The sequence below is a fragment of the Bacillus sp. AK128 genome (assembly GCF_053903075.1).
Map to the genome: position 1 here is coordinate 3,107,107 of NZ_CP096379.1, position 25,095 is coordinate 3,132,201.

The window sequence follows — 25,095 nt, forward strand, 5'->3', positions numbered from 1 at the left end:
ACAGACGATACGACGAAATCCAACAAGCTCCGGCGTGAATTGTCGTCAAGATTCATTACAATTTTCCGAAAATTTTTGATATATTTTGTAAATACATAGGGATTTTTTAGTTATTAGGTATTTTTATTTGATACCCCCCATAAAGATTGTAAATAGGAGGAGATTAATATGAGCAACCGTACACAATTTGATGAACAACTAATATCACTTAAAGAAAAGCTTCTTGAGATGGTTTATCAATCCAAGCACGCCATCGATCAATCTATTATCGCCTTACAATCTCAAGACCTTGAATTAGCAAGGCGGATCATTAGGCAGGATAAAGAAATAAATGAACTTGAAAAAGAAATAAATGATATGGTCATAAAAAATATTGTTAAGCAGCAGCCAGTTGCATCTGATTTAAGGAGATTAATGGTAGCTGTAAAAATTTCTTCTGATATTGAACGAGTTGGAGATCTCGCCGTTAACATTGCAAAATCTACACTTTTTATCGGTAAAGAACCCTTTCAAACCTCTACTGAAGCAATCCCCGAAATGGCGAAGGTCGTTCAAACCATGCTTTCGGATTCCTTATCTGCCTATCACGAAGAGAATATCCAAAGTGCTTATGCAATAGCTAGTATGGATGATATTGTTGATAAAATGTACGGAGAGACCACTCAAAGGCTATTATCTTTAATGTCTCAAAGACCTGGAGCCATCCCACAATTAACTCAGCTTGCTTTTATTTGTAGATACTTAGAACGTGTTGGGGATCATGTTACTAACATCGCTGAGAATATCATATATTTAGTAAAAGGCGAAAGAATTGATTTAAACTTTCAAGAGGAATTAGATATTATATAAAAAAGCGCAACCTTTTTTGGTTGCGCTTTTTATTATGCGGTATATAATGCTTCCACTTGCTTTTGTATTTCATCATTTTCAAGATACTCATCATAGCTAGATTGTTTATCAACCATTCCATTTGGAGTAATTTCGATAATCCTGTTTGCGATTGTTTGCACGAATTGATGGTCATGCGATGTAAATAGCATCGTTCCTTTAAAGGAGATCAAGCCATTGTTTAGTGCTGTAATTGACTCTAAGTCTAAATGGTTTGTCGGCTCATCTAGTAATAAGACGTTTGCACTTGTTAGCATCATTTTTGAAAGCATACAGCGTACTTTTTCTCCTCCAGATAATACCTTTGCTTTTTTCATAACCTCTTCACCAGAGAAAAGCATTCTTCCTAAGAAACCACGTAAGAAGCTTTCTGTTTGATCATTAGGAGAATATTGACGTAACCAGTCCACAAGATTTAGATCATTATTTTCAAAGTATTTGGAGTTATCCTTAGGGAAATATGCTTGACTAGTCGTGACACCCCACTTATAGGTCCCACTATCAGCTTCCATCTCACCTGTTAAAATCTTGAATAGGGTTGTTTTCGCAATTTCATCTCTTCCAACAAAGGCAATTTTATCTCCCTTGTTTACTGTAAAATTAACATTATCAAGAACCTTAACCCCATCAATCGTCTTAGATATTCCTTCTACTCTAAGAAGGTCATTTCCTACCTCACGCTCTTGTGAGAAATTGATATATGGATATTTACGAGAAGACGGTCTAATATCATCAAGCTCAATCTTATCAAGTAGTTTTTTTCTAGAGGTTGCTTGCTTCGATTTAGAAGCATTTGCACTAAATCGAGCAATAAACGCTTGAAGCTCTTTAATTTTTTCTTCCTTCTTCTTATTAGCATCTTGAGACATTCTAGCTGCTAATTGGCTTGATTCATACCAGAAGTCATAGTTCCCAACATACACTTGAATCTTACTGAAGTCTAAGTCCGCAATATGTGTACAGACTTTATTTAAGAAATGTCGGTCATGGGAAACCACAATGACTGTGTTTTCAAAGTTAATTAGAAACTCTTCTAACCAGCGAATCGCTTGAATATCTAAATGGTTTGTCGGCTCATCTAGTAATAAGATGTCTGGCTTACCAAATAGGGCTTGAGCTAAAAGTACCTTAACCTTATCCCCACCTGTTAAATCAGCCATTTTCTTGTGATGAATATCTTCACCAATCCCTAAGCCTTTTAAAAGGATGGCAGCTTCCGATTCAGCTTCCCAACCGTTTAACTCAGCAAATTCACCTTCAAGTTCAGCGGCTCTCATTCCATCTTCATCTGTGAAATCAGCCTTCATATAGATGGCATCTTTTTCTTTCATAACTTCATATAAACGAGCATGCCCTTTAATTACCGTTTGAATAACTTCAAATTCTTCATACTCAAAATGGTTTTGCTTTAATACAGCTAGACGTTCACCAGGAGTAATGATAACATTTCCCTCTTGTGCTTCAATTTCACCCGATAATATTTTTAAGAAAGTTGATTTCCCCGCTCCATTTGCACCGATCAAACCATAGCAATTTCCAGGGGTAAACTTAATATTCACATCATCAAAAAGCTTACGATCACCATATCGTAGCCCTATATTTTGTACTGATAGCATACGTGTTGAATCCTCCATTCTATTTTACACTGCGGTTATTATAGCATAATCCTACTATAATAAGATACATTTCATGGTAAGAATAGTAATGAAAGATTGAATAAAGCATTGGTTTACATCTAATCAATAAGCAATACTCAAAATAAGCTGGTATTTGTCCTAAGAAATCAGTATACCGCAGTTAGTTATGTACATAAAAAAGAGCATGAAATACTCATGCCCTTCCTATTTAGCGATTTTCATTGTTTTTTTTATCTTCGGTTCCCTCAGCAAGTTCATCATATGATGGAACTTTTCCATGTGGATTTTGGGCCTCTTTTCTAGTTCTCCACTGTCGTTCCTTTTGGCGCTTTGATTGTGTCATCAGGTTACTCTCCTTTTTCTAATTCTCCTTATTATCATTTCGATAATACAACTTACTTATGTACACAGGTATAGTTGAATATGCTACCAAACCCTTTATCTTATAAGCATTGAAAAAAATTACCACTATATCCAAAACAAATTATTTAAAAGTCAGTAAAGGTGAAATTAATACAAGGTCAACTCAAAGAGCATCGAAAAACCCTTCAACACAGTAAAGCAGTGGGGGCCTGTCCCCCACCACTTTACTGCGATAAAGAAAACAGAATGGAGTCATTGACTCCATTCTGTTTTAATTTAGTGTAAATTTTGTTTCTTCATCCATCACTTTTGATAGCTGTTTTTCAATCTCGATTAATTGCTCTGCTCTTCTTTTAAGTTTAGGAAAGCAGTCAATAAAATACGGAGCAATTTGATCATCAAACTGTGTTCCAATATGATCTATTATAATATCTCTTGCCTCATATACAGAATACGCTCTCCGATAGGAGCGATTTGTTGTCAGTGCATCAAATGTGTCAGCAATCGCGATTATCCTTGCCAATAGCGGTATTTCCTCTCCTGCTAATCCTTTAGGGTAGCCTTGTCCATCACTTCTTTCATGATGATAAAGAATAGGACTTATGATTTCGTCTGGAAACTCTAGACTTTTTGCGATTTCAGCACCAAACACAGGATGTCTTTTGATTTCATCATATTCATTGACTGTTAGCTTTCCTTTTTTTTGTAATATTTCATTAGAAATGTTAACCTTTCCAATATCATGCAGCAATGAGCTTATTCGAAGTATTTCAAGATCCAAATCGAAGCCACTATCCTTTAAGGTCTTACCTAAAATCATGCTATATTCGGAGACTCTCGTTGAATGGCCTCTTGTGTACTCATCTTTTGCTTCTATGGCTAACACTAATGCTTCCATTGTTTTCGTATACATCGAGTTTAGCTTTTCCTGTCTTACCATCATTTTAGAAACAAAATATAGGATAAACATAAAGCTAAGATAAACAAAGAATTGCAGGAGTTCCATAACCGGATAAAAATCTATAAATGGATGAATAAAAATAATGGCTGAATAAATAGCTACAGAGATAAAAAATGAAAACACATAATAGATTTTTTCTTTAAACAAAGCAGCGTAGATCAGACCAAAGTAGAAAATCACATGGCCTATATAAGGTGCTAAGTATAAGGTTAATCCAATTATCAAATATGTATGTATTAAAAATAAGAAACGTTGCTGGACCAAAGACAAGTATTGATATACCAGGAAGAACGGCGAATATCCAAATAAAAGCATGACCACTAATACATATGTTTCCTTTGACACACTTTCAAAAAATAAGACGGTAAAGGCCATTAAAGAAATGGCCCCTACTACCGTACCTAACCAAGCTGTTAGTAAAACCCTCTTCATTGAATACATGAGAATATTCCTCGCAAATCTACTGAATTAAAGATTAATAGTGCACTAAAATGCGATTTTCTTCATTAAACACTTTGTCACCATTTGAGAAGAAAGCTCTATTCTTCCCAGCGTTTTTAGCTTCATAAAGAAGCTCATCTGCTACTTTCACAATATCAACTTCATTATTCGTTCGAAGATCTTTATTTGCCACTCCTAGACTAAGTGTAATAGTAAACGTTTTATTTTCTGCTATAAACTTCACTTCATTTAGTTTTTTATAGATATCTAGAATGTAAGGCTTTACATCTTCCAATTTACTAGTAAAAAATATTAATGAAAATTCCTCTCCACCATAGCGAAAGGCAAGTCCTTTATTGGAGGGAACTGAATCCTCCAGCAATTGCCCAATATCCCTTAGAACTTGGTCTCCTACTACATGTCCATAAGTATCGTTGACATTCTTAAAATAATCAATATCAATCATAGCAACTGTAATCTGGTTTTTTTTGGAACGAAGCTGTTCTTGAAAATGGCGGTGGTTATATAATCCTGTTAAATAATCTCTATTCAACATACTTCTATATTCATTTGTTTGGGTAAGCTGCTTTCGTTCTCGATTGACAATCAATGCACCCAACATACCTATTATTAGTAAAAATCCAATGTTTAAAAGGTAGTTAATAACCTGAATGGGTGTGATTTCAGGGGATGAGAAAAAGAATATGGCTGTATAACTTAGAAGCATTGAAATAAAAGAACATATAGCTCCTGGTATTCTCCAATATATGGTCGCATGCATAATAATTAAAAAGAATATAGGAAATAGGTAACTTTCTGCGCCACCAGAAAGGATTAAAAGCCAGTTTGCTGCAATATAGTCAAAAACAATCCCTGCTTTCATAACTATGCTGAAAATACGTTTGTTATTGGCATGAAAGAAAAGGACCAACTGTGTGCTACTCATATAAAAAACGCCAATGATAAAAAGAATAGTAAATGAATACTGATTATAATCTAAAACCGATGCTATAGGAGGATAGTAGAAAAAGATCGCAGCAACAATTAAAAAAATCCACCTAAGGGCGTTAAATATTTGCTCCATTTTATAATCATCAAGTTGAACGATTTTATAATTCACTAAAAATCATTCCTTTACTTATAGGTAGCTCTATTATACTAACAAAACAAAAAATGGTATATACTTACATAGAAAAACTTGTTTGATCTAAGTTCAGTATTCTAATCAAAGAAGAGGCTGGGACATAACCTAATGCCCCAGTCTCAAAGACGAATAATCTTAAAATTAGTCTACCTATTAAATATAATACTGTTTTTTTCTTATTAACTAGTTAAGCTGGAAAAACAGGGTTGTTCCATTGCGCTGCAGCCGCTCGCTTTCCGCGGGGAGGAATCTGAGCCTCCTCGGCTACGCCTGCGGGGTCTCAGCCTTTCCTCTATCTCCCGCTGGAGTCGAGCGACTTCCGCTCCATTCCACTATTTTTTAAAAAAAGAATGCAATTATAAACAAATCAATAAAAGTAACAAAAAAAGACCCGAACTAGTAGGTGAAAGATACATCAAAATATTGTTCGAGTTTTTCACTAACTAAAATACATACTATGTCCCAGCCTCTTCTACTTTTATTCACTATCCTGGGTTATATTGAAAAAGTCCATTGGTTCTGATTTATCATTCGACTCTGTTTTCCTCTGTTCTTTTCCCATTTTTCCATCTGATTCATAACTTAAGTTTGTCAGTTCCTTCTCATTTTTTTCCATGATGATCCCTCCTCCTCCATAGGATTACCTTTTCTTCAAAAAAGTATCAGACTTGTTACCACATACTGGATGTAACTAGTACTAACATAGTTTTTCTTTTTATAGGGAATGATTATTTCATATTAATAAGAATAAGGGTGGGACGTATGCAACGGAAACTTTATTGGATGCCTATTCTACTAATTGTACTTATTTTCCCTGTAAGAGTTTTAGCTCAAGATCAACAATGCCCAACCTCTCAAATAAGCTTTGAGCTTAATCCTTTAAATTGGAAGGAAATAGATCTTTTAATTCCGAAATTCTCAACATTTACTGTCATTGATCTTGTGACTGGGCAAAGCTTCAAGGTTCAAAGAAGAGCTGGAAGCGACCATACCGATGTTCAACCATTAACTAAAAAAGATACAAAGATTATGAAGGAGATTTATGGTGGGAAATGGAGCTGGAAAAGAAGAGCTATATTAGTCCAGTTTGAAGATTATTTAATTCCTGCCTCTATGCATGGAATGCCACATGGAGCAGGTGCCATACAAAATAATTTTCCTGGCCATTTTTGCGTTCACTTTTACGGAAGCTCTACCCATAAAAAAGATACGATGGATTTTTCTCATACACTAATGATTCTTAAATCTGCTGGACAGCTTGAAGAGTACACAGCAAGAGCAAATCCAACTAGTATGGTTCAGATTTTCATTGAGGCATTGAATCAACAGGATCCTTATATTCTAAATCTCCTACTGACTAATAATTGGAAGCAAAATAATGAGCTGACTACCTTCAGTAATGATATAAATACGATAAAAATAAAAGAACTAGAAACAACTTTAGAAAATGCCTTTACGGCTGAAGCTCATGTGAAAGTTATCATGTATTCTAAAAAGCAAGGTAGGATAAAGGGGACGGTTTTTATACCTATGGTAAGGGACTTTCCTAGCTCTCCTTGGAAGATTCAGCATGAGAGAATTAAACCTGCTTTGGAGTAGAAAAGCCGGAACATTAGTTGTTCCGGCGCTTGTTTTATAGTTCTTTATCATTAATTTGATCTAAATATTTTTCGATTTCTGCAACAACTGACTCAATTGAACCTAGCTTAAATGGTGATTCAAGATTAGCTACCTTTACAAGTTCTGTAAACGGCTTACTTCCGCCCTCTTTACAAAGAGTATAGTAATCCTTCCAAGCTTCTTCCTGATTCTCTCTTGCACGAACCCAGAATTGAAATGCGCATATTTGAGCAAGTGTATAATCAATGTAATAGAAAGGACTTGAAAAAATATGTCCTTGTCGTTGCCAAAAACCTCCGTTTATTAAAAACTCATTTTCACCATGATTTTGATGTGGTAAATACTTTTCCTCAAGCTTTGCCCAGTATTCTTTTCGTTCACTAGGAGTTGCTTCTGGATGATCATAAACAAAGTGTTGGAATTCGTCTACTGCCACACCATAAGGTAGGAATAATAGAGCACTGCTTAAATGAGAATACTTATATTTTGCTGTGTCTTCTTTAAAGAAATTTTCCATCCATGGCCAGGTAAAAAACTCCATACTCATAGAGTGGATTTCGCATGCCTCAAAGGTAGGCCAATTATACTCAGGCACCTCATAATCACGACTTGAATATACTTGGAAGGCATGTCCAGCTTCATGAGTTAATACATCAATGTCACCTGAGGTTCCATTAAAGTTAGAAAAAATAAAAGGTGCTTTATAATTATTAATATATGTACAGTAACCACCACTAGCTTTTCCTTTTTTCGCAACTAAATCCATTAGATTATTATCAATCATAAAGTCAAAAAATTCACTTGTTTCAGTCGAAAGCTGACTATACATCGTTTTTCCATTTTCAACAATCCACTCGGGACTACCTTTTGGTTCCGGATTCCCGCTCTTAAAATTAAATCCTTCATCATAGTAAAATAATTCATCCACACCAATACGCTGGCGCTGACGATCCTTTAATTTAGTCGCTAATGGAACAATGAACTCCTTCACCTGGTCTCTAAACCTTTTCACATCTTCTGCCTGATAATCTGTTCGAAGCATACGATCATACCCTAAAGCTACAAAATTTTCATAGCCAAGTTTTTCTGCGATCTTCGTGCGAACCTTTACAAGCTTGTCATAGATTTCGTCAAACTGCTCTGTATGCTCTGCAAAAAAACCATAATAGAGGTCACTTGCCTCTTTTCGAACATCACGGTCCTGTTTAATGGTATAGGGATAAATTTGTGCTAGTGTTTTTTCCTCACCATCATACATAAGTTTCGCTGAGGCAACAAGCTTCGTATACTCACTTGTAAGCTTATTTTCTAATTGCAAATCTTCAATAATATCAGGTGAGAAAGTTTTTAATTCTAACACAGCTAGATTAAACAAATGCTTACCCCAAATTTCCTCAAGTTCCTTCCTAAAAGTAGAAGCAACTAGCTTCTTATAAAAACTCGTTGTAACTTTTTGCATGATTGGATTACTTTCGTCATAAAAATCATTTTCAGCTTGGTAGAACTCATCATTTGTGTCAATTGTATGGCGTACGTAAGAAATATTATACATTGTACTATAGTCATTTCTGATTGCGTTAATCTTTTTCATTATTTCATTCTGTTCTTCTGCATTTTTGGCCTGCTCAAATTGGGTAAGTAAATCTGAAATATTATTCTCAATTTCATCTAGATTAGGGCGTTTATATTCAAATTCCTCAAATTTCAAAAGATTCACTCCTCGTTTATATTCACCGTTATATTCGTTAATTATTACCTTATTCCTGCAAACTCCTCAAGGTTTTTCATTCATAATTTAAGGATTCTATTATTTTGATGAAATAATACCGGAAACCCTTAAACAATTTGATACTTCATGCCGATAAGATAGATAGGATAAAAGATCACTATTTGTAGATATGACTCACAATATGTCGATGCACAGAAAAAATCAAAGTTAGGTGATAATGATGGATAAAGCAACTATAATTGGTATTTTTCTTGGTTTTCTAGGGTTACTTGGAGGGATGGTTTTAAAGCACGCACCTTTAACCTCTCTATTAAATGCACCTGCATTTCTTATCATTGTAGTAGGAACAGCTGGAGCCGTTTCAATAGCCTTCCCTGGACAAGAATTAAAAAAGGTACCAAAACTTCTTAAAATTATTTTTACTAGTAAAAGTAGTACACATGTAATTGATCTTGTTCCTTTATTTGTTAATTGGGCAAATATAGCTCGTAAGGAAGGCCTACTTGCTCTTGAAACACAATTAAGTGAAGTACAAGACCCATTTTTGAAAAATGGACTTAGCTTAGCTATTGATGGCCAATCCCCAGAATTTATCCGTGATATCATGGATGAGGAAGTTGAAGCAATGGAAGAGCGTCATCTTGGAGGAGCAGCAATATTTACACAAGGTGGTACGTATGCACCTACACTGGGTGTATTAGGAGCGGTAGTTGGACTAATTGCAGCCTTAGGAAATATGGCGGATATTGATGCTCTTGGATCGGCTATTGCCGCAGCCTTTGTTGCGACCCTATTTGGTATTTTCTTTGGATATGTAATCTGCCACCCATTTGCAAATAAACTAAAAAGAAAATCAAAAGAAGAGGCACATGTTAAACGTGTCATGATTGAAGGCGTATTGTCTGTTCTAGATGGACAATCCCCTACTATGTTAGAACAAAAACTAGTAAGCTATTTACCAAACCATGAGCGCGAAAAGTATTTTGCATCTCAATCTCAAGGTGGGAATGCGGATGAGTAAAAAAAAGAAAAAACACCATCATGAAGAGCATGTAGATGAATCCTGGCTCATTCCCTATGCCGATCTTCTTACGCTATTATTAGCACTTTTCATCGTGTTATTTGCTAGTAGCTCAGTTGACGCACAAAAATTTCAACAAATGGCTGAGTCCTTTAGTAGTGCTTTTAATGGTGGTACTGGTTTGATGGAATATCCAAGTCCGCTTCCAGAAGAACAGCCTCAATCTGCAAATAAAGAAGACGCTCAAAATGAAGAAAACGAAAACCCTGACTTTGATCAGCAGGAGCAATCAGAACTAAAGCAGCTTCAAGAAAAGATTAATCAATATATTAACGAGAAACAACTTGACACTCGCTTAGAAACTACTTTAACTGATGAGGGATTACTCATTACTATCCTAAATGATGTATTTTTCGATTCGGGTGTAGCCGCAGTAAAACTTAATGAAGAATCCTTAGTTAAGGATCTTTCCACATTACTAGTAAGCGACCCACCTCGTAATGTCATCATAAGTGGTCATACGGATAATGTTCCGATTAATAATTCACAATTTGATTCCAATTGGCATTTAAGTGTAATGCGTGCCGTTAATTTCATGAAGCTTTTATTAGAAAATGAAGGACTTGACGAGAGAAGATTTAGTGCGAAGGGATTTGGCGAATATTCGCCAGTTGACACTAACGATACTTCAGAAGGTAGAGCTAAAAACCGTCGTGTTGAAGTACTAATCTTACCGAACGAATTCAATGAGCAATAAAGGCTCTTTTCATGTAGAGTAGAAGCCTATAACTAGGGTGAAAATCCGGTTTTAGGGATTTTTATAAAACAACATCTATACGAAAACAGTCTAAACAAAAGAGTCAATCGCTAATGATTGACTCTTTTTCTATTCAATTAAATATTGAATTTAATAGTAAGTTATTGTCTTGTTTTAAGATGGATTAGTACTATCTATGAGCACTACAATAAAAAACACTCTGAAACCTTTTCTCAAAATGGTCTCAGAGTGTAACTAATCAATTCACACCATGCCCTAATTTTTTTAGTAGGACGATTAATGCTTCCTTTTCTTCTAAGGATAAAGTGGATTCAATTTCATTTATATATTGCTCATGCTTGGGGAAAATCTCTTCCATGAACTTAATTCCAGCGTCGGTTAATGAAGCATAGGTAACACGTCGGTCTTTCGTACATTGCTTTCGAGCTAAAAGACCTTTCTGTTCTAGCTTATCCACTACATAAGTAATACTCCCACTTGCAATTAGAATCTTCCCACCAATTTGTTGTAGCGGTGTCTCACCTTTATGAAACAATAATTCTAATACAGCAAATTCTGTCGGGTTTAAACCAAAACTTCCAATTGATTTATTTGCTTGATCGCTAACGCTTCGAAACGCACGGGATAGAACGATAAAGAGTTTTAGAGATGTATCTATTTCTTTTCTATTTTCCATATAATCAGATCCTTATCAATTTCAATTATCTTGAATTAAAGATATAATACTAAAAATAGATAGATATTGTCAAATAGAAAAGCGTTTTCGTATAGATTGTTGCTTTATGTAAAAAACCCAAAACTATTTCTAATCCATACATAATTTGCTTAAAAAGATGGTTAAACACCCAAACTAAATGTCTCAAAAGCAACAAAGTATTGGAAAAGACCCAATAAAAAAAGCCCACCATTCAAGTGAGCCTAAAATTTTGTGAAATCTACAATTGAATCCTGTGAGATGATTCTTCCTCGAAGTTCATTTAATAATGCTAGCAATCGATCACTAGCATTATTCATATCCATTTTTTTATGAAATACATTAAATAACACAAGGTCTCTTATATTAAGAAATAAAGGTAACCTTTCTAACCACTCGTCCTCGATATGAAACTCTTTTTCATATCCTTGTAAAAACTGCTCTAGTAAACGTTTTGCAAACTCTGTTCTTACCTGTTGAGTCCCATTTTGAAACTTGTACCATGAACTATAGTAAATAGGAATAGCCACATCATGAACGAACCAAAAGTATTGGGAGTCATCGAAATCAAATAATTGGATTTTGCCATTATGTAAGAAAAAGTTGCCAGAGTGTATATCACTATGGATCAATCCAAATGATTGATGATTGATCGGTAATTTCTTTATAGTTTGAATTAAATGTTCTGCTGCAGTGTTAAGTTTTTGATCAGTAAACGAAAGTACTTTTTTCGGGTATAAAAGTTCCTCTTCATCCCAATAAGGCCTCTTTCTCTCCTTCGTTTCATATCCTCTTGTTAAACGGTGAAGCTGACCTGTTGTTCTTCCCCATTCTTGAAAGAGTCTATCATCAAAACCCTCTGATTGAACCTCGATTTTCTTGCCAGGAGCTTTTTCAAACAAGCTTGCATAGAAGCAACTGTGATCTACAGGTAGTTTTACAACAAAGGTCCCTTCTAATGATCGATAGGGTTTGGATACATGAACACCGTGCTGAAATAGATAGTCTACCCATTCAAGTTCTCCCTCTATTTGACTTAAGGAGCGATGGGAGCTGTGAGTAATTCTTAGAATAGCAGGTATATTTTGATAGGACACCTCAAAAATATAGCTTTCAAAATCACCCAACTTCTTATACTGAGAAGTAGCTGCACCAAATCGTTTACCAGCTAGATGAATCAATTCATCGGAAAATAGTTGTTCTACTGATTGTTCCATATTTTCACTCTCTCCGTCCCGTTTCATTAGTTCTGATTATCTAATGTATAAACAATGTTCCTTCCCCTATTATAAGCGCACTGCCGCCAACAAGAACTTTTGATACCATACCTTGCTGAAATTTGACTGTGATTTCTATTCTACTTGGTCGTCCCATTTCCATTCCTTGTTCGCTTATAATGGTTACCTGATTGTCTGCAGGCTCAAATACTTGATTTGCAACTAGATAATACCCTAACGGCCCGCTAGCACTGCCAGTTGCAGGATCCTCACTGATTCCCATTGCAGGTGCAAACATGCGGCTATGCACATGAGCTTCTGGAGACTCCGTTTCTAATGAAAAAGCAAAGATATGTTGTTTATTTTCATCATTGGAAAATAGTTCTTGCCATACATCCATCCTTAGTTGGATTTTTTTCATTGCCTCAAGGTTTTTAATAGGAATGAATAGGAACGGAATTCCTGCAGAAACCGTTTGAATAGGAAGACTTTGATGCAGGTCTTCTTCATTTAAAGAAAGCAATCTAGAAACAGCCTGTTTATCTGTCATTTCAGCTAAAACCTTTGGAGTGGGCTGGATCATTTCAGCCTTTACCATTTTTCCATTTTTGGTATATAGATGTAATGGCACTTCTCCGATATTTTCCTCCACAACTATTGTTGTTAAGCCTTCTTCATTACGAGATACCATCTTTTTCTCTCCTAACAAAAAGGCAGTACCGATTGTAGGATGACCAGCAAAAGGCAGCTCCATAGATGGTGTAAAAATACGTAATTTATAATGAGGGCGTTCAGATGTTGGTGGGAATAAGAAAACCGATTCCGAAAGGTTTAATTCCTTTGCGATCGTTTGCATATCAGCCGATGACAATCCTTCCCCATTTAAAAATATTGCAAGCTGATTTCCGCCGAATGGAGTAGTTGTAAAAACATCTAACAATATATATGATAATTTTTTCATCTTTTTTCTCCTTTTACAAAAAATGTTTCGTCATTTAAACGAAAATTAAGAAAAGCCTATTATGTAGTATATTCTTGCTTTCACTCATAATAAGCTTTTTAGGTTATTTCATTCTATTTAAAGATACACTAGGTTTCATCATTAACAACGATATCGTTTGTAAAAAAGTTCGACACACACCTACTCTATTTTCAACCATTTTATATGTTTGATATTGTATGATTAATTGGTCAAGCTCTTGACTACATGTAATAGTCTCTTTGCTTGTAAAACCGGTTTCCATTGCGATTGTAATCATTTCTTCTCTTTTCATATTAATCTTTTGCAATAATATTGCTAATTCTATTTGATCTTGCAATTATTTTTCCTCCTTAAGCCTTCAATCCATTCAAGTGATTAGCTATTTTGAATTATTACAAATTCTTCTATTTATGTAAATACTATCGCAAAAATAGACAAAATTCTCGTTTTTATTCAGTCAAAAATATGTCACATTTAAAGGAATCCTATATTATTTTATGATTTTCTATGTCTCATGGTAAACTAGCAAGTAAGAGACTATTGATCTTATTAATAGGAGTGAAAAAATGGACCATTCAAACAGTGAGCTAACCTCAAAAGGCATAAAAAAGTATAAGGTAAAAGCTTCACAATACATAAAAGATCGCCAAAAAGCGAAGGAACTAATTAAAGAAGCTACAAAAAAAACAAAATCGGATGTTGGTAGGGTGGAGAGCTTTCGCAACCAACTTTTATTATTAGTAGATGCCTTCGATGACTGGGTATCAGGAAGATACCGGGAAGTACCCTACAAAACGTTAACCTTGATTGTGATTGGGATTCTCTATTTTGTCATCCCTACCGACTTCATTCCAGACATATTTATTGGTGCTGGCTATATAGATGATGCCGCAATGATCGCTTTTATTTTCAGACAAATTGAACAGGACTTACATAAATATAAGATTTGGAAAGATGATCAAGCCCCAACAGATCAAGAAATAAACAGCCAAACCATAGAGAATTATGAGTAAATTTAATCTCTCAAGCTCATGCTAGTAGCAAACAAATATTACTTACTTTTCATCTTAAGGAAGTAAAACAATTTGCCTACTAGTATGTGAAGGAGAGATTTTTTATGTTTCTATTTAGACTACTAATTATTTTTATCATGTTACTCCCTATCATTCCTTTGACAGCAAATGCAGAGCAAGAGCAAGAGAAAAAAGTTGCAATTATCATTGATGATTTTGGTAATAAAATGAAAGGGTCAAAGGAAATCCTTGCTCTCCCCATTCCTCTTACAATCGCAGTTATGCCCTTTTTAGAGACGTCAAAATCTGACGCTGAGTGGGCACATCGCCTCGGACATGATGTCATTATCCATTTACCGATGGAACCACTGAAGGGAAAGAGCAGCTGGTTAGGACCCGGTGCCATTACGGATGAATTATCTAATAAGGAAGTTCGTAATAGTGTAGAAGCTGCGATTAAGGACGTTCCATATGCAATTGGGATTAATAATCATATGGGATCAAAAATTACGGCCGATAAAAGAATTATGAGGGTAATATTGGAAGTTTGCCGGGAGCAAGGACTTATTTTCATAGATAGTAAGACCAGTCCCAAAAGTGTCGTACCTGTTCTTGCAAAGGAAATTGGTGTTCCTTACTTAGAGAATGAGATCTTTTTTGATGATGTTTATACAACTCAGCACATTATTAATCAGACAAAACGTCTTATTAAAAGACTACAGTCAACAGATGGTGAGGTGGTGGCTATCGGTCACGTGGGGCCACCTGGTGAAAAAACAGCTGGGGTAATTAAAGAATTCATTCCTGTTATTCAAACCAACGCAGTATTTGTAAAGGCTGCTTCCCTCATTGAAGAACGAGAATTTATTCAGTAACAACACAAAAAAAGAACCTTTCGCTAATTTGAAAAGGTTCTTTTTTTTAGTAATTAAGCGTTCACTTCGTCCTGCTCATAAATGGGTACCCATCCCTCTGGAGTAACAAATATACGAACAGCTACAACCTTGCGATCTTCTTGTAATGTGAAGAAGTGGCGAACATTTTCTGGAACCGAGATTAGATCACCTGGCTCTAATCTTACATCAAAAAACACTTCATCCTTACCTTGAATAATAAAAATTCCATGGCCACTTACAATGAAACGCACTTCATCATCAGTATGATGATGTTCTTGTTGGAAGTTCGTTAAAAGCTGATCAAGATTTGGAGTTGCATCCGATAAAGCAATAACATCCGCAGTCTTATAGCCTCTTCTTTCAGAAATATCTTTAATCTCTGTATCAAACGCTGCTAAAACAGCATTTTTCTGCTCATCTGATAATTGATAGTTCTCACGAAGCTCAGTTGGTAATTTTGAAATATCCCACTGCTCATAAATAACTTCATTACTATTTAAAAACTCTGCTACCTTTACTTGATCCTCAATAACCTCATTACTTCCATGAATACGAATGGTTGCCATTCTAAATTCCTCCCTCAATTAAGTTCATTATATATATGATTACTTTAACACATCACCGCATTGGGGGACAGGCCCCCAATGCGGTAGTGCATTAAAGTGTGCCTGCTATATTTTTTAGCATTAGTTTTTTTAGCTCGTAGCTGAATAAGAATTCGCAAGCTTCTAGGTATCTTTTTGCTTCTAGTGGTGTTTTGCCCCAAACGGTTATTCCATGGTTTTGGATTAGGACTGCACCAGCGTCAGCTGTTATAAAAGGGACAAACGCTTCAGCAAGCGTTGGGATGTCCGCATGATTATAGATAATAGGGACGGTGTATGTTGCATCTTCCTCCCAGAGTCCAAACGCTTTAATTAGTTCCTGTTTTTGAAATACAATCTCACCTTTTGGGTAAAACAGGTCTGATATGACATTGTTATCTACTGTGTGAACATGGAGACAGCATCCTGCATTTGTCCGGTTGTATACCTCTGTATGAAGTAAGGTTTCAGCTGAGGGCTTAAGATGAGTCTCACCTACTGCCTGGCCTTTTTCATCTACTAAAAGAAAATCCTCATTAGTTCGCTTTCGTTTATCTTTACCGCTAGCTGTTACTAGAAAGGTTAGTGGTTGATTAGAAACCTTGATTGATAAATTACCACTCGTTCCAGGAAACCAATCACGCCAAGCCAGTTCATCCTTGATATCAGCTAATTCATTCCATCTTGTTGCTAATTCACTCATGCCTTTATCACCTCTTGCTGCTTTAAGTATTGAATGACATCAAAAAATGTCTCAAAAGGCTGGAAAGGAATATTTAACTCTGTAAGTTTTTCAACTAAAAAATCCCTAGCGAAAACAGTGTCTGCTTTTTTCGCAGCCTGTAAGTCTGTTATGGAATCTCCAATAACAATGATATGATCCTCAGTACTCGCTAATTTTTTGATTATAGATGGCTTACAGCAACCACATCCATTTTCACAGGAATCATCACAACTGTTGGGCCATAATATTTTAATCGTATCATTTGAAAAATCAGAGCTGTTGCAGTAAATAAATACCTTACTTATGTATCCTTCAAGTAATGGATACACAAAGAAATCGATTCCTCCACTAACAATATAAAGGTCAATATCCTCATCCTGTGTAAATTTTACAAATTCAGCAAACCCTTCTCGAATGATTGCAGTATCCTTCAAATAAGTAATAATTTCTTCCTTTAAAGTTGAAGGAAGTAGTTCGAACAATCTCCCAACACCCTCTTGAATGGTAATCTCCTGTCCAAGAATCTGATCTTTAATTCCATTCCATTCCGGTGGTGCAAACTGCTTCATTAAAGAAATAATATTATCTGTTTCCGTAATAGTTCCATCAAAGTCACAAAAAATAGTTCGTTTCATTATCCTCTCCCCCTTATGAACCCCATAGAGAGATTGCCTTGTGTAAGTATTCATCCTGAAGGGCAGCATCCTTTAAGGATTGACCTTGTAACGTCGCCTCAATCGCAGCTCTGAAAGCTTTTCCTCCACCAATTGCTCCATCTGGATGTCCGTGAACACCACCACCAGCATTAATGACGGAGTCTAACCCGAAATCCTCATACAAGGAAGGAACAAGTCCAGGATGAATGCCTGCTGAAGGAACAGGAAAAGGCTTCTTAAATTGATCTTCCCTAGTTAGCTCTGTCGCGATCCCAAGTGCTTCTTCTCTTCTTAATGCAACACTTCCGTATGGTGACGGAAATAGAGAGAAATCTGCTCCTGCATATCGTAACAGTTTACCAAGTAATAACGGATTTTGAATCCCATAAAATTCAGATGGAGTGAACGCGCCACTTACGGCTGGATGAGCCATGATCGGTATACCAATTTGTTTATCCTCTGCCAAGGCTTGTAAAACATCAAGACCGTAAGCAAACACATTAAATAATAAACAATCTGCTCCAAGTTCTTTAGCTCGTCTTGCTTTTTCTACTAATTCAAACGTCCGTCCCGAAAGGTTTACAGCATAAAGAGCTTTATGACCTGTTTTTTCATATACCTCGTTAATGACATCTCTTCCAGTTGTAATCCGCTTCTCAAACGGTGTTAATGGATTTTCAAATAATATTTCATCATCCTTAACTAAATCAACACCACCTAAGAGCTGTTCTCTCAGTTGATCTTTTAAATAGGTGAGATCCCTTCCGATTACTCCTTTAAAAATACTCATTAATAATGGACGATCATATACATCTAATTTAGCTCGGATTCCATCAATCCCAAACACGGGACCTGGGAGAGAACCCTTCACTTCACTTGGAAATTCTAGGTCTACTAGCTTCACTTCACCATCAAGTGATAACTTACCAAACACAGTCGTTAAAATAGCCGGAAGGTCATGAGAAAAATTTTCAATGGGATAGGCCACTTTTACATGACCTCGTTTTACCTGTTTACCAAGGTATTCGTTAACACGAGTATCAGCTTCTAACTCCTCAACTGATAAAACCTCACCCTTATGCTTTTTTAATTGCTCCTGCTCTAACTGCGGCAGGTCCGTCCATGAGCCAATCGTCAAGCCTAACGCAATTCCTTCACCTTTTTTGTGTAAATCCCCTTTTGCATCATGTATCAAATATGTAGCTACAACACTTGCCAAACTAAACACCTCTTTACTCGATTAATTCTTAAGCTTTAGCGTATTTACTTAGCTTCTCATAACCTTTATAAATTAAACTAGTTGTTTGAAACACAAAAAAACCTCTTCCTAAGAAGAGGTTACATACTAAATAACTTCTCCTTATCTCTCAGCAAAATGCTGCAAGAATTAGCACCGTGCTTTAGATTAATTCTAAAGTCGGTTGCCGGGCTTCATCGGGCTGGTCCCTCCGCCTACTCTTGATAAGTTTTATAAACGACAACTACCATTATTTTAACGCTTTAAGTATCAATTTCAAATTACTATGGATTATGACAGTATCTATTTCAATTGTCAAGATATGATTCCGTTGTTAAATCAGCCATATTAAAATATATTTAGTTTTTTGATGCGTGATACCGCCTCTAGTAAACGGTCTTCATCGGTAAGTAAACCGACTCTTACATAACCCTCACCGTATTCTCCAAAACCAACACCAGGAGCAACTACTACATGGGCTTTCTCTAATAAATAATCAGAAAAGCTTACAGATGTAAAGCCTTCTGGTACTGGCAGCCATGCAAAAAATGAGCCTGGTGGTGCTTCTACCTTCCAACCTATGTGATTGAGAGCATCAATAAATGTGTTTCGTCTCGATTCATATTTTTGTACAAGTTCTTCTACACATTCCTGTGAAGATAAAAGAGCGGTTGCGGCAGCCTCTTGAATCGCTCCAAACAGGCTAACATACATATGGTCCTGAAGAAGGTTGATCGCTTCAATCACACTTTCATTTCCAACCGCAAATCCGACTCTCCAGCCCGCCATATTATATGTTTTAGAAAGAGTATATATTTCAATTCCCGTCTCTATTGCTCCTTCAACCTGTAAAAAGCTAATCGGCTTCTTCTCATCAAACCCAATTGCCCCATATGCAAAATCATGAACGACACAAATATTGTGCTGGTTTGCTAATTGAACCGTTTCCTCAAAAAATTCCTTTGTTGCAACAGCACCAGTTGGGTTATTAGGATAATTCAAGAACATTAACTTTGCCTGTTCTAAAATCGCTGGGTTAAGCTCACTATAGTTTGGTAGAAACTGATTTTCTACTTTAAGAGGCATTAATTCCATTCGTGCCTTTGCCAACTCCACTCCAGACCAATAATCTGGATATCCTGGGTCTGGTACTAAGGCAACGTCACCCTCATTCAACAAACACTGAGGAACTTCAACAAGACCAGCCTTTCCACCAAATAAAATAGCTACCTGTTTTTCCGGGTCTAAAGTAACGCCGTACTCGCGCTCATAATAAGTTACAATTGCTTCCTTTAGAAATTTTTGCCCTCTAAACTGTGAATATTTATGGTGAGCAGGATTCGTAACTGCTTCTTGCATGGATTTCACTATATGTGCTGAGGTCGGTTGATCTGGATTACCTTGCCCCAAGTTAATTACATCATGGCCTTGCTCCACTACTTTATTAACCTTACCAACAAGCGTAGCAAAGAATTGAGTAGGTAATTTTTTTAGAATGTCAGATTGTTCGAACGTTCTCATGGTAATCTCCTTTATGTAACGTAATATGTTAATCTTAACTTATCATTATTCAAAAATGAAATTCATTTAAATTTAGGCTCTGTATAGATTGTTGTTGGTTTTCGTTGCAGGAATCTCGCGTCCTTCTACTTTAATCAACAGTACAAAAAATCAACAATGTTCTTTAACAGCCAAATCTAAAAATATATATTGAAATTACAGTGAAAAATATTATATTGTTAGTGACAATATGTAAAGTAATTTTTTTAAGGAGTAGATGTCTTTTGAATCTAAAAATAAGCTGCATCCAATTTGATATTGCATTTGGAAATCCTGAATTGAATTTTAAACATATGAGGGAGAAAATTGAAGAAGCGGTTCTGGATTCACCAGACATCATTGTCCTACCAGAGCTTTGGACTACAGGATATGACCTTACTAGATTAGACGAGATTGCCGATCATGACGGACAAACCACTCTTTCATTTTTAAGTGAACTCGCCAAAGACAAGAATGTTCACATCGTGGGTGGCTCAATTGCTAAAAGGACGCATCAAGGCGTTTATAATACGATGTTCATTGTTAATAATCAAGGTGACCTCGTCAATGAATATAGTAAATTACACCTGTTTAAATTGATGGATGAACATCATTATTTACAAGCAGGAAACGACGAAGGGTTGTTTAAGCTTCAAGACATTACCTGCGCGGGCTTTATTTGCTACGATATTCGTTTTCCTGAATGGATTCGTAAACATACATCAAAAGGAGCAGAAGTCGTCTTTGTTGTTGCAGAATGGCCTTTCCCTCGTCTCGCTCATTGGCGCTCTTTATTAATCAGTCGTGCTATTGAGAATCAGTGCTACGTAGTTGCTTGCAACCGCGCTGGGAAGGATCCTAAAAATGAGTTTGTTGGTCATTCTATGATTATTGACCCTTGGGGAGAAATCATTGTTGAAGCTACAGAAGACGAAACCATCCTTACAGGTGAAATCAATACAGAAAAAGTTCATGCTGTTAGAAAACAGATTCCTATTTTCTCTGATCGACGTCCAGAGCATTACTAAGATGATATTTTTATTGACAAGCAAATAAAAGGCTTGTTATTATGAACACCGAGTATGAAAATAAAGACAATTAAATTTAAATGATATATTCTCTTATCAAGAGTTGGCTGAGGGAAATGGCCCTATGAAGCTGCAGCAACCGACCGTAATACCATTGTAAAATGGGGCGCAAGAAAGTATAGAAGAGCGCCAAAAGAATAACAATAACGTAAGCTATAGTTATTCTCTTGTAAGGCACGGTGCTACATCCAACAGAAGATTATTCTGGTAGATAAGAGGTGCGAAGCTATGACTTCAAGCCTCTTTCTTTATTGAAAGAGGCTTTTTATATGTTTGATCTTAGAAGGGAGTAATGATTCATGACTATATCAAATACGACTACATATGAACCGTTAACGGAGAGTTCCGCTATTACACTCGCGTTGAAATTGAATTTATTCAATGGGGATGCAGCATTAACCTGCCAAGAAATTGGAGACGGTAATCTAAATCTAGTTTTTCATATCAAGGATCAAATAAATCATAAAAGTATCATTATCAAACAAGCGCTACCTTACGCTAAGGTTGTTGGGGAGAGCTGGCCTTTAACTTTACAACGAAATAAAATTGAGGCAAATGCTTTACAGGTTGCAGCAAAATTTGTTCCTGAACTTGTTCCGGTTGTTTTTTATACAGATGAAGAATTAGCCATTACAGTTATGGAAGACTTATCTCATCTCGAAATTTCCAGAAAAGGGTTGATTGAAGGAAATCAATACCCTCTCATGTCCAAACATATTGGAATCTATATGGCAAAAACATTATTCTATACATCTGACTTCGCGTTAGATCAAAAGGTAAAAAAAGAGCAAGTAAGGGAATTTATTAATCCTGAACTATGTAAAATCACTGAAGACCTAGTCTTCACTGATCCATTTTTCAATCATGATACGAATAACTTTGAAGAAGAGCTAACCTCAGTAGTCGAAGATTTATGGAATCAATCAGAGGTTAAACTAGAAGTGGCAAAGCTAAAAAAGAAATTTTTAACTAATGCGGAAGCCCTTTTACATGGGGATTTACACACTGGGAGTATCTTTGCAAATCAAGAAGAAACGAAGGTGATTGACCCCGAGTTTGCATTTTACGGTCCAATTGGATTCGACATTGGACAGTTCATAGCTAATCTATTATTAAACGGAATCTCCGTTACACCAGAAAAACGCGAAGCATTATTTGACCATGTATCCATCACCTGGAATGTCTTCAAGGAACATTTCTCAGCCTTATGGAATACTGAAAGCAAGGAAATTTTCACCCAAACACCTGGGTACCTTGACTATACATTAAAGGAAATTTTTGAAGATTCAATTGGATTTGCAGGTTGTGAACTAATTAGACGGACAATCGGCTTAGCACATGTGGCAGATCTAGATAATATTGAAAATAAACAACAAAGAATTACAGCAAAGAAACATGCGATTGCCTTAGGTCAACATCTAATTAGTAACCGTTCAAAAATTGCTACGATTGAAGATCTACTACAAACAGTAAGGGGTGTACTACAGCATGACTAATTCTTTTACAATCCCACAATCTGTTCAATGGAAAGATGATCATATTTTCTTACTTGATCAACAAAAGCTTCCACTAGAAACAGAGTATATTGAATTAACAACGATTAAAGATGTTTTTGATGCTATTTTTACCCTTAAAGTAAGAGGTGCACCAGCGATTGGGATAACAGCTGCTTTTGGATTAGCATTAGCTGCAAATAGCTATGAAGAGGACAACCTAGTTAATTTTCATGAAAGATTAAATAAAGATCGTGAATATCTAGCGAGTTCACGACCTACAGCTGTGAATTTAGCTTGGGCATTAGAGCGATTAGTTCGTAAAGCAGAACGAGCAATTTCTGTAATGGAAGCAAAAACAATTCTTACTCATGAAGCGATTCAGATTCAGGCTGAGGATGAGGAGGTTTGTCGTCAAATTGGCCTTCATGCCCTTGAGTTGTTTAAAGATGGCGACAAAATATTAACCATCTGTAATGCAGGCTCTATTGCTACAGCACGCTATGGAACGGCATTAGCTCCTTTCTATCTTGCAAAAGACGTCGGGAAAAACCTACAGGTGTTTGCATCAGAAACCCGCCCAGTCTTACAAGGAGCACGACTAACCACTTGGGAGCTCATGCAGGCAGATGTAGATGTTACCTTAATTACAGATAATATGGCGGCGCATACCATTGCAACTAAGGGAATCAATGCAATTATAGTAGGGGCAGATCGGATCACGGCTAATGGTGATACGGCTAATAAGATTGGAACATTCAATCTCGCTCTCTTAGCGCAGGCATTTAACATACCGTTTTATGTAGCCGCTCCTTTATCAACCTTTGATCCATCCTTATCCTCTGGGCAACTGATTCCAATTGAGGAAAGAGATGCTAGAGAAATAACCCATATCTTTGGACAACAAGTAGCACCTGAAGGAGTAAAGGTTTTTAATCCGGCATTTGATGTGACACCAAATGAACTAATTACAGCAATTATTACAGAAAAGGGTGTTTTACAAGGTAACTATACAAAAGAAATCGAGCATGTTTTTACTAGCTTGGTTTAAACTTTCAATACTTTGTAGAAAATATGTTTAAATACAAACAGTCTATCGATATGGTAGGCTGTTTATTATTTATTTCGACATTTATCGATAAATTTCATCAAATTTAAACACAAAATTAGAGAAAATATGATATGATATTTATCAATCAACTGAATAAAAGAAAACTAAAAATTATAGTATCTTTCTCTATTCAAAGAAGAGGTGGCACCGTGTCGCAGAACGAAAATATTACTAAAATACTAAACGGTACAATTCATTCCGTAAAAAGTATACTCCCTATGGCTATTACTATTGGTAGTCCGTCTATGTTCCAAGAGAAGGTAATAAAATCTAAAATGTCAGTGTTAATCGGAATAACTGGAGATGTAAAAGGCAGAATTGTCATTGATGGGGATCCCACAACATTTAGTACAATTGGCGAAGTCATGTATGGCATGCAGCTTGAAGGTGAGATGCTGGAATCTTTTACAGGTGAACTTGGTAACATGATTGCTGGCAATTTGGCGACAAATGCCTCCCAAAACAACCTTATAATGGATATAACACCACCCACTATACTAGTAGGTGAAGCAAAATTATCTGGATTTAAACAAGCTATTCAGGTTCCAGTTACCATTAATGAGTCTGCAAATATGTCCATTATTTTGATGATGGAAGGTTAAAAAGTGTAGAGAAAGTTTCTCTACACTTTTTATATTGTTTCATTATGATTGTAAAAACTTATGAGATGTTTTCAATTCTATATTTCTTTCGTTTACGAAGAAACAGGGATAGGATAACAAGAGCACAGATGGCAACAAAAATTGCCCCATACATAAAAATATTCTTAATTATATAATCAATATTCTCTCCAAAATAATAGCCTAATGTAAAGAATATACTCGTCCATATAGCTGCAGTCGTATAAGCATATAAAGCAAAGATATAAAACTTCATCCGGTGGCTTCCAATAATAAACGGTACGAAATGCCTTACTCCTGGGAAGCAATAACCAATCATTAATGCAAATCCACCATACTTCTCAATCAATTGGCCAGCATGATCGATATGTTTCTGTATCTTTGGTTTATACAAAAATCTTTTTTGAAGTGGATAGAAACAAAACCTACCTAATACATAAAGTGTAGTTAAACTCATTATAACCCCTAAGAAGGTAATAGTAAGGCCCAGTGAAAAGTCTAATATACCCTGAGAAATAAAAAAACCACTTGACATTACAATGACTTCGTTCGGAACTGGAATACAAAAAAAGCCAATCCATAAAACAAGAAATAAGGCGATATAGCCATATTGTTGTACAAAATAAAATGCCGTTTCTAACTCCATAAAGTCCCCCTAT

The 25,095-nt window shown here is 36.0% G+C and carries 26 protein-coding genes and 2 riboswitches; of the genes, 10 read left to right on the plus strand and 16 right to left on the minus strand.

The window, feature by feature from the left end; all coding sequences use genetic code 11:
* Positions 1-168: 168 nt before the first annotated feature.
* A complete protein-coding gene (gene phoU, locus M1D60_RS15570; protein WP_456275751.1) occupies positions 169-849 on the plus strand; it encodes a phosphate signaling complex protein PhoU in 681 nt (226 codons plus the stop codon).
* A 32-nt stretch (positions 850-881) separates the two neighbouring features.
* On the opposite strand, the gene M1D60_RS15575 is transcribed toward phoU, so the two are convergent.
* From M1D60_RS15575 to M1D60_RS15595, 5 genes are all read right to left on the minus strand, one after another.
* Positions 882-2,504, minus strand: coding sequence for an ABC-F family ATP-binding cassette domain-containing protein (locus M1D60_RS15575; RefSeq protein ID WP_456275752.1), 1,623 nt, complete (start codon positions 2,502-2,504; stop codon positions 882-884).
* A gap of 229 nt (positions 2,505-2,733) precedes the next feature.
* Positions 2,734-2,868 carry a DUF6254 family protein gene (locus M1D60_RS15580; protein WP_456275753.1) on the minus strand — a complete coding sequence of 45 codons (135 nt, stop codon included), beginning with the start codon at positions 2,866-2,868 and terminating at the stop codon, positions 2,734-2,736.
* Between the two features lie 291 nt (positions 2,869-3,159).
* Positions 3,160-4,290, minus strand: coding sequence for an HD-GYP domain-containing protein (locus M1D60_RS15585; protein WP_456275754.1), 1,131 nt, complete (start codon positions 4,288-4,290; stop codon positions 3,160-3,162).
* Positions 4,291-4,324: 34 nt separating this feature from the next.
* Positions 4,325-5,410, minus strand: a complete 1,086-nt coding sequence (locus M1D60_RS15590) for a GGDEF domain-containing protein (RefSeq protein ID WP_456275755.1) — start codon at positions 5,408-5,410, stop codon at positions 4,325-4,327.
* A 502-nt stretch (positions 5,411-5,912) separates the two neighbouring features.
* Positions 5,913-6,050 (minus strand): hypothetical protein, encoded by a 138-nt coding sequence (locus M1D60_RS15595; RefSeq protein ID WP_456275756.1) that lies wholly within the window; start codon positions 6,048-6,050, stop codon positions 5,913-5,915.
* 146 nt (positions 6,051-6,196) lie between these two features.
* On the opposite strand from M1D60_RS15595, the gene M1D60_RS15600 reads away from it, so the two are divergent.
* Positions 6,197-7,033 (plus strand): hypothetical protein, encoded by an 837-nt coding sequence (locus tag M1D60_RS15600; RefSeq protein ID WP_456275757.1) that lies wholly within the window; start codon positions 6,197-6,199, stop codon positions 7,031-7,033.
* A 34-nt stretch (positions 7,034-7,067) separates the two neighbouring features.
* Here the strand turns inward: M1D60_RS15600 and M1D60_RS15605 are convergent, their stop codons facing one another.
* Positions 7,068-8,762: a M3 family oligoendopeptidase gene (locus M1D60_RS15605; protein ID WP_456275758.1), complete on the minus strand. Its 1,695-nt coding sequence runs from the start codon at positions 8,760-8,762 to the stop codon at positions 7,068-7,070.
* A gap of 241 nt (positions 8,763-9,003) precedes the next feature.
* On the opposite strand from M1D60_RS15605, the gene motA reads away from it, so the two are divergent.
* Both motA and motB read left to right on the plus strand, forming a co-directional pair.
* A complete protein-coding gene (gene motA, locus M1D60_RS15610) occupies positions 9,004-9,804 on the plus strand; it encodes a flagellar motor stator protein MotA (RefSeq protein ID WP_456279464.1) in 801 nt (266 codons plus the stop codon).
* Positions 9,797-10,561, plus strand: coding sequence for a flagellar motor protein MotB (gene motB, locus M1D60_RS15615; RefSeq protein ID WP_456275759.1), 765 nt, complete (start codon positions 9,797-9,799; stop codon positions 10,559-10,561). The genes motA and motB overlap by 8 nt, the downstream gene beginning before the upstream one ends.
* Before the next feature lie 259 nt (positions 10,562-10,820).
* Here the strand turns inward: motB and M1D60_RS15620 are convergent, their stop codons facing one another.
* From M1D60_RS15620 to M1D60_RS15635, 4 genes are all read right to left on the minus strand, one after another.
* Positions 10,821-11,258 carry a MarR family winged helix-turn-helix transcriptional regulator gene (locus M1D60_RS15620; protein ID WP_456275760.1) on the minus strand — a complete coding sequence of 146 codons (438 nt, stop codon included), beginning with the start codon at positions 11,256-11,258 and terminating at the stop codon, positions 10,821-10,823.
* Positions 11,259-11,500: 242 nt separating this feature from the next.
* Entirely contained in the window at positions 11,501-12,493 is a 993-nt protein-coding gene (locus tag M1D60_RS15625) for a phosphotransferase enzyme family protein (protein WP_456275761.1), read from the minus strand.
* A gap of 40 nt (positions 12,494-12,533) precedes the next feature.
* A complete protein-coding gene (locus tag M1D60_RS15630) occupies positions 12,534-13,454 on the minus strand; it encodes a PhzF family phenazine biosynthesis protein (RefSeq protein WP_456275762.1) in 921 nt (306 codons plus the stop codon).
* A 103-nt stretch (positions 13,455-13,557) separates the two neighbouring features.
* Positions 13,558-13,812, minus strand: coding sequence for an aspartyl-phosphate phosphatase Spo0E family protein (locus M1D60_RS15635; RefSeq protein WP_456275763.1), 255 nt, complete (start codon positions 13,810-13,812; stop codon positions 13,558-13,560).
* 229 nt (positions 13,813-14,041) lie between these two features.
* On the opposite strand from M1D60_RS15635, the gene M1D60_RS15640 reads away from it, so the two are divergent.
* Entirely contained in the window at positions 14,042-14,488 is a 447-nt protein-coding gene (locus tag M1D60_RS15640; RefSeq protein WP_456275764.1) for a YkvA family protein, read from the plus strand.
* Between the two features lie 104 nt (positions 14,489-14,592).
* Positions 14,593-15,363, plus strand: coding sequence for a divergent polysaccharide deacetylase family protein (locus tag M1D60_RS15645; protein WP_456275765.1), 771 nt, complete (start codon positions 14,593-14,595; stop codon positions 15,361-15,363).
* Between the two features lie 53 nt (positions 15,364-15,416).
* Here the strand turns inward: M1D60_RS15645 and M1D60_RS15650 are convergent, their stop codons facing one another.
* The 5 genes from M1D60_RS15650 to M1D60_RS15670 form a co-directional block, all read right to left on the minus strand.
* Complete coding sequence (locus M1D60_RS15650) at positions 15,417-15,950, minus strand: 1,2-dihydroxy-3-keto-5-methylthiopentene dioxygenase (protein WP_456275766.1); 534 nt, start codon at positions 15,948-15,950, stop codon at positions 15,417-15,419.
* A gap of 91 nt (positions 15,951-16,041) precedes the next feature.
* A complete protein-coding gene (locus tag M1D60_RS15655; protein ID WP_456275767.1) occupies positions 16,042-16,671 on the minus strand; it encodes a methylthioribulose 1-phosphate dehydratase in 630 nt (209 codons plus the stop codon).
* Positions 16,668-17,327, minus strand: coding sequence for a 2-hydroxy-3-keto-5-methylthiopentenyl-1-phosphate phosphatase (locus M1D60_RS15660; RefSeq protein ID WP_456275768.1), 660 nt, complete (start codon positions 17,325-17,327; stop codon positions 16,668-16,670). Before M1D60_RS15660 ends, M1D60_RS15655 begins: the two co-directional genes overlap by 4 nt.
* A 13-nt stretch (positions 17,328-17,340) precedes the next feature.
* Entirely contained in the window at positions 17,341-18,567 is a 1,227-nt protein-coding gene (gene mtnW, locus M1D60_RS15665) for a 2,3-diketo-5-methylthiopentyl-1-phosphate enolase (RefSeq protein ID WP_456275769.1), read from the minus strand.
* A gap of 138 nt (positions 18,568-18,705) precedes the next feature.
* Positions 18,706-18,816: riboswitch (SAM riboswitch) on the minus strand.
* 117 nt (positions 18,817-18,933) lie between these two features.
* Positions 18,934-20,106, minus strand: coding sequence for an aminotransferase class I/II-fold pyridoxal phosphate-dependent enzyme (locus tag M1D60_RS15670; protein ID WP_456275770.1), 1,173 nt, complete (start codon positions 20,104-20,106; stop codon positions 18,934-18,936).
* A 200-nt stretch (positions 20,107-20,306) separates the two neighbouring features.
* Here M1D60_RS15670 and M1D60_RS15675 point away from each other — a divergent pair, with 200 nt between their 5' ends.
* The 4 genes from M1D60_RS15675 (at position 20,307) to M1D60_RS15690 (ending at position 24,418) form a co-directional block, all read left to right on the plus strand.
* Entirely contained in the window at positions 20,307-21,152 is an 846-nt protein-coding gene (locus M1D60_RS15675; RefSeq protein WP_456275771.1) for a carbon-nitrogen family hydrolase, read from the plus strand.
* 90 nt (positions 21,153-21,242) lie between these two features.
* Positions 21,243-21,430: riboswitch (SAM riboswitch) on the plus strand.
* An 81-nt stretch (positions 21,431-21,511) separates the two neighbouring features.
* On the plus strand, positions 21,512-22,708 hold the full coding sequence (gene mtnK, locus M1D60_RS15680; RefSeq protein WP_456275772.1) for an S-methyl-5-thioribose kinase: 1,197 nt from the start codon (positions 21,512-21,514) through the stop codon (positions 22,706-22,708).
* Positions 22,701-23,756 carry an S-methyl-5-thioribose-1-phosphate isomerase gene (gene mtnA, locus M1D60_RS15685; protein ID WP_456275773.1) on the plus strand — a complete coding sequence of 352 codons (1,056 nt, stop codon included), beginning with the start codon at positions 22,701-22,703 and terminating at the stop codon, positions 23,754-23,756. Before mtnK ends, mtnA begins: the two co-directional genes overlap by 8 nt.
* A 209-nt stretch (positions 23,757-23,965) precedes the next feature.
* Entirely contained in the window at positions 23,966-24,418 is a 453-nt protein-coding gene (locus tag M1D60_RS15690; protein WP_456275774.1) for a chemotaxis protein CheX, read from the plus strand.
* Between the two features lie 58 nt (positions 24,419-24,476).
* Here the strand turns inward: M1D60_RS15690 and M1D60_RS15695 are convergent, their stop codons facing one another.
* Positions 24,477-25,082, minus strand: coding sequence for a DedA family protein (locus tag M1D60_RS15695; RefSeq protein ID WP_456275775.1), 606 nt, complete (start codon positions 25,080-25,082; stop codon positions 24,477-24,479).
* Between the last annotated feature and the right edge of the window lie 13 nt (positions 25,083-25,095).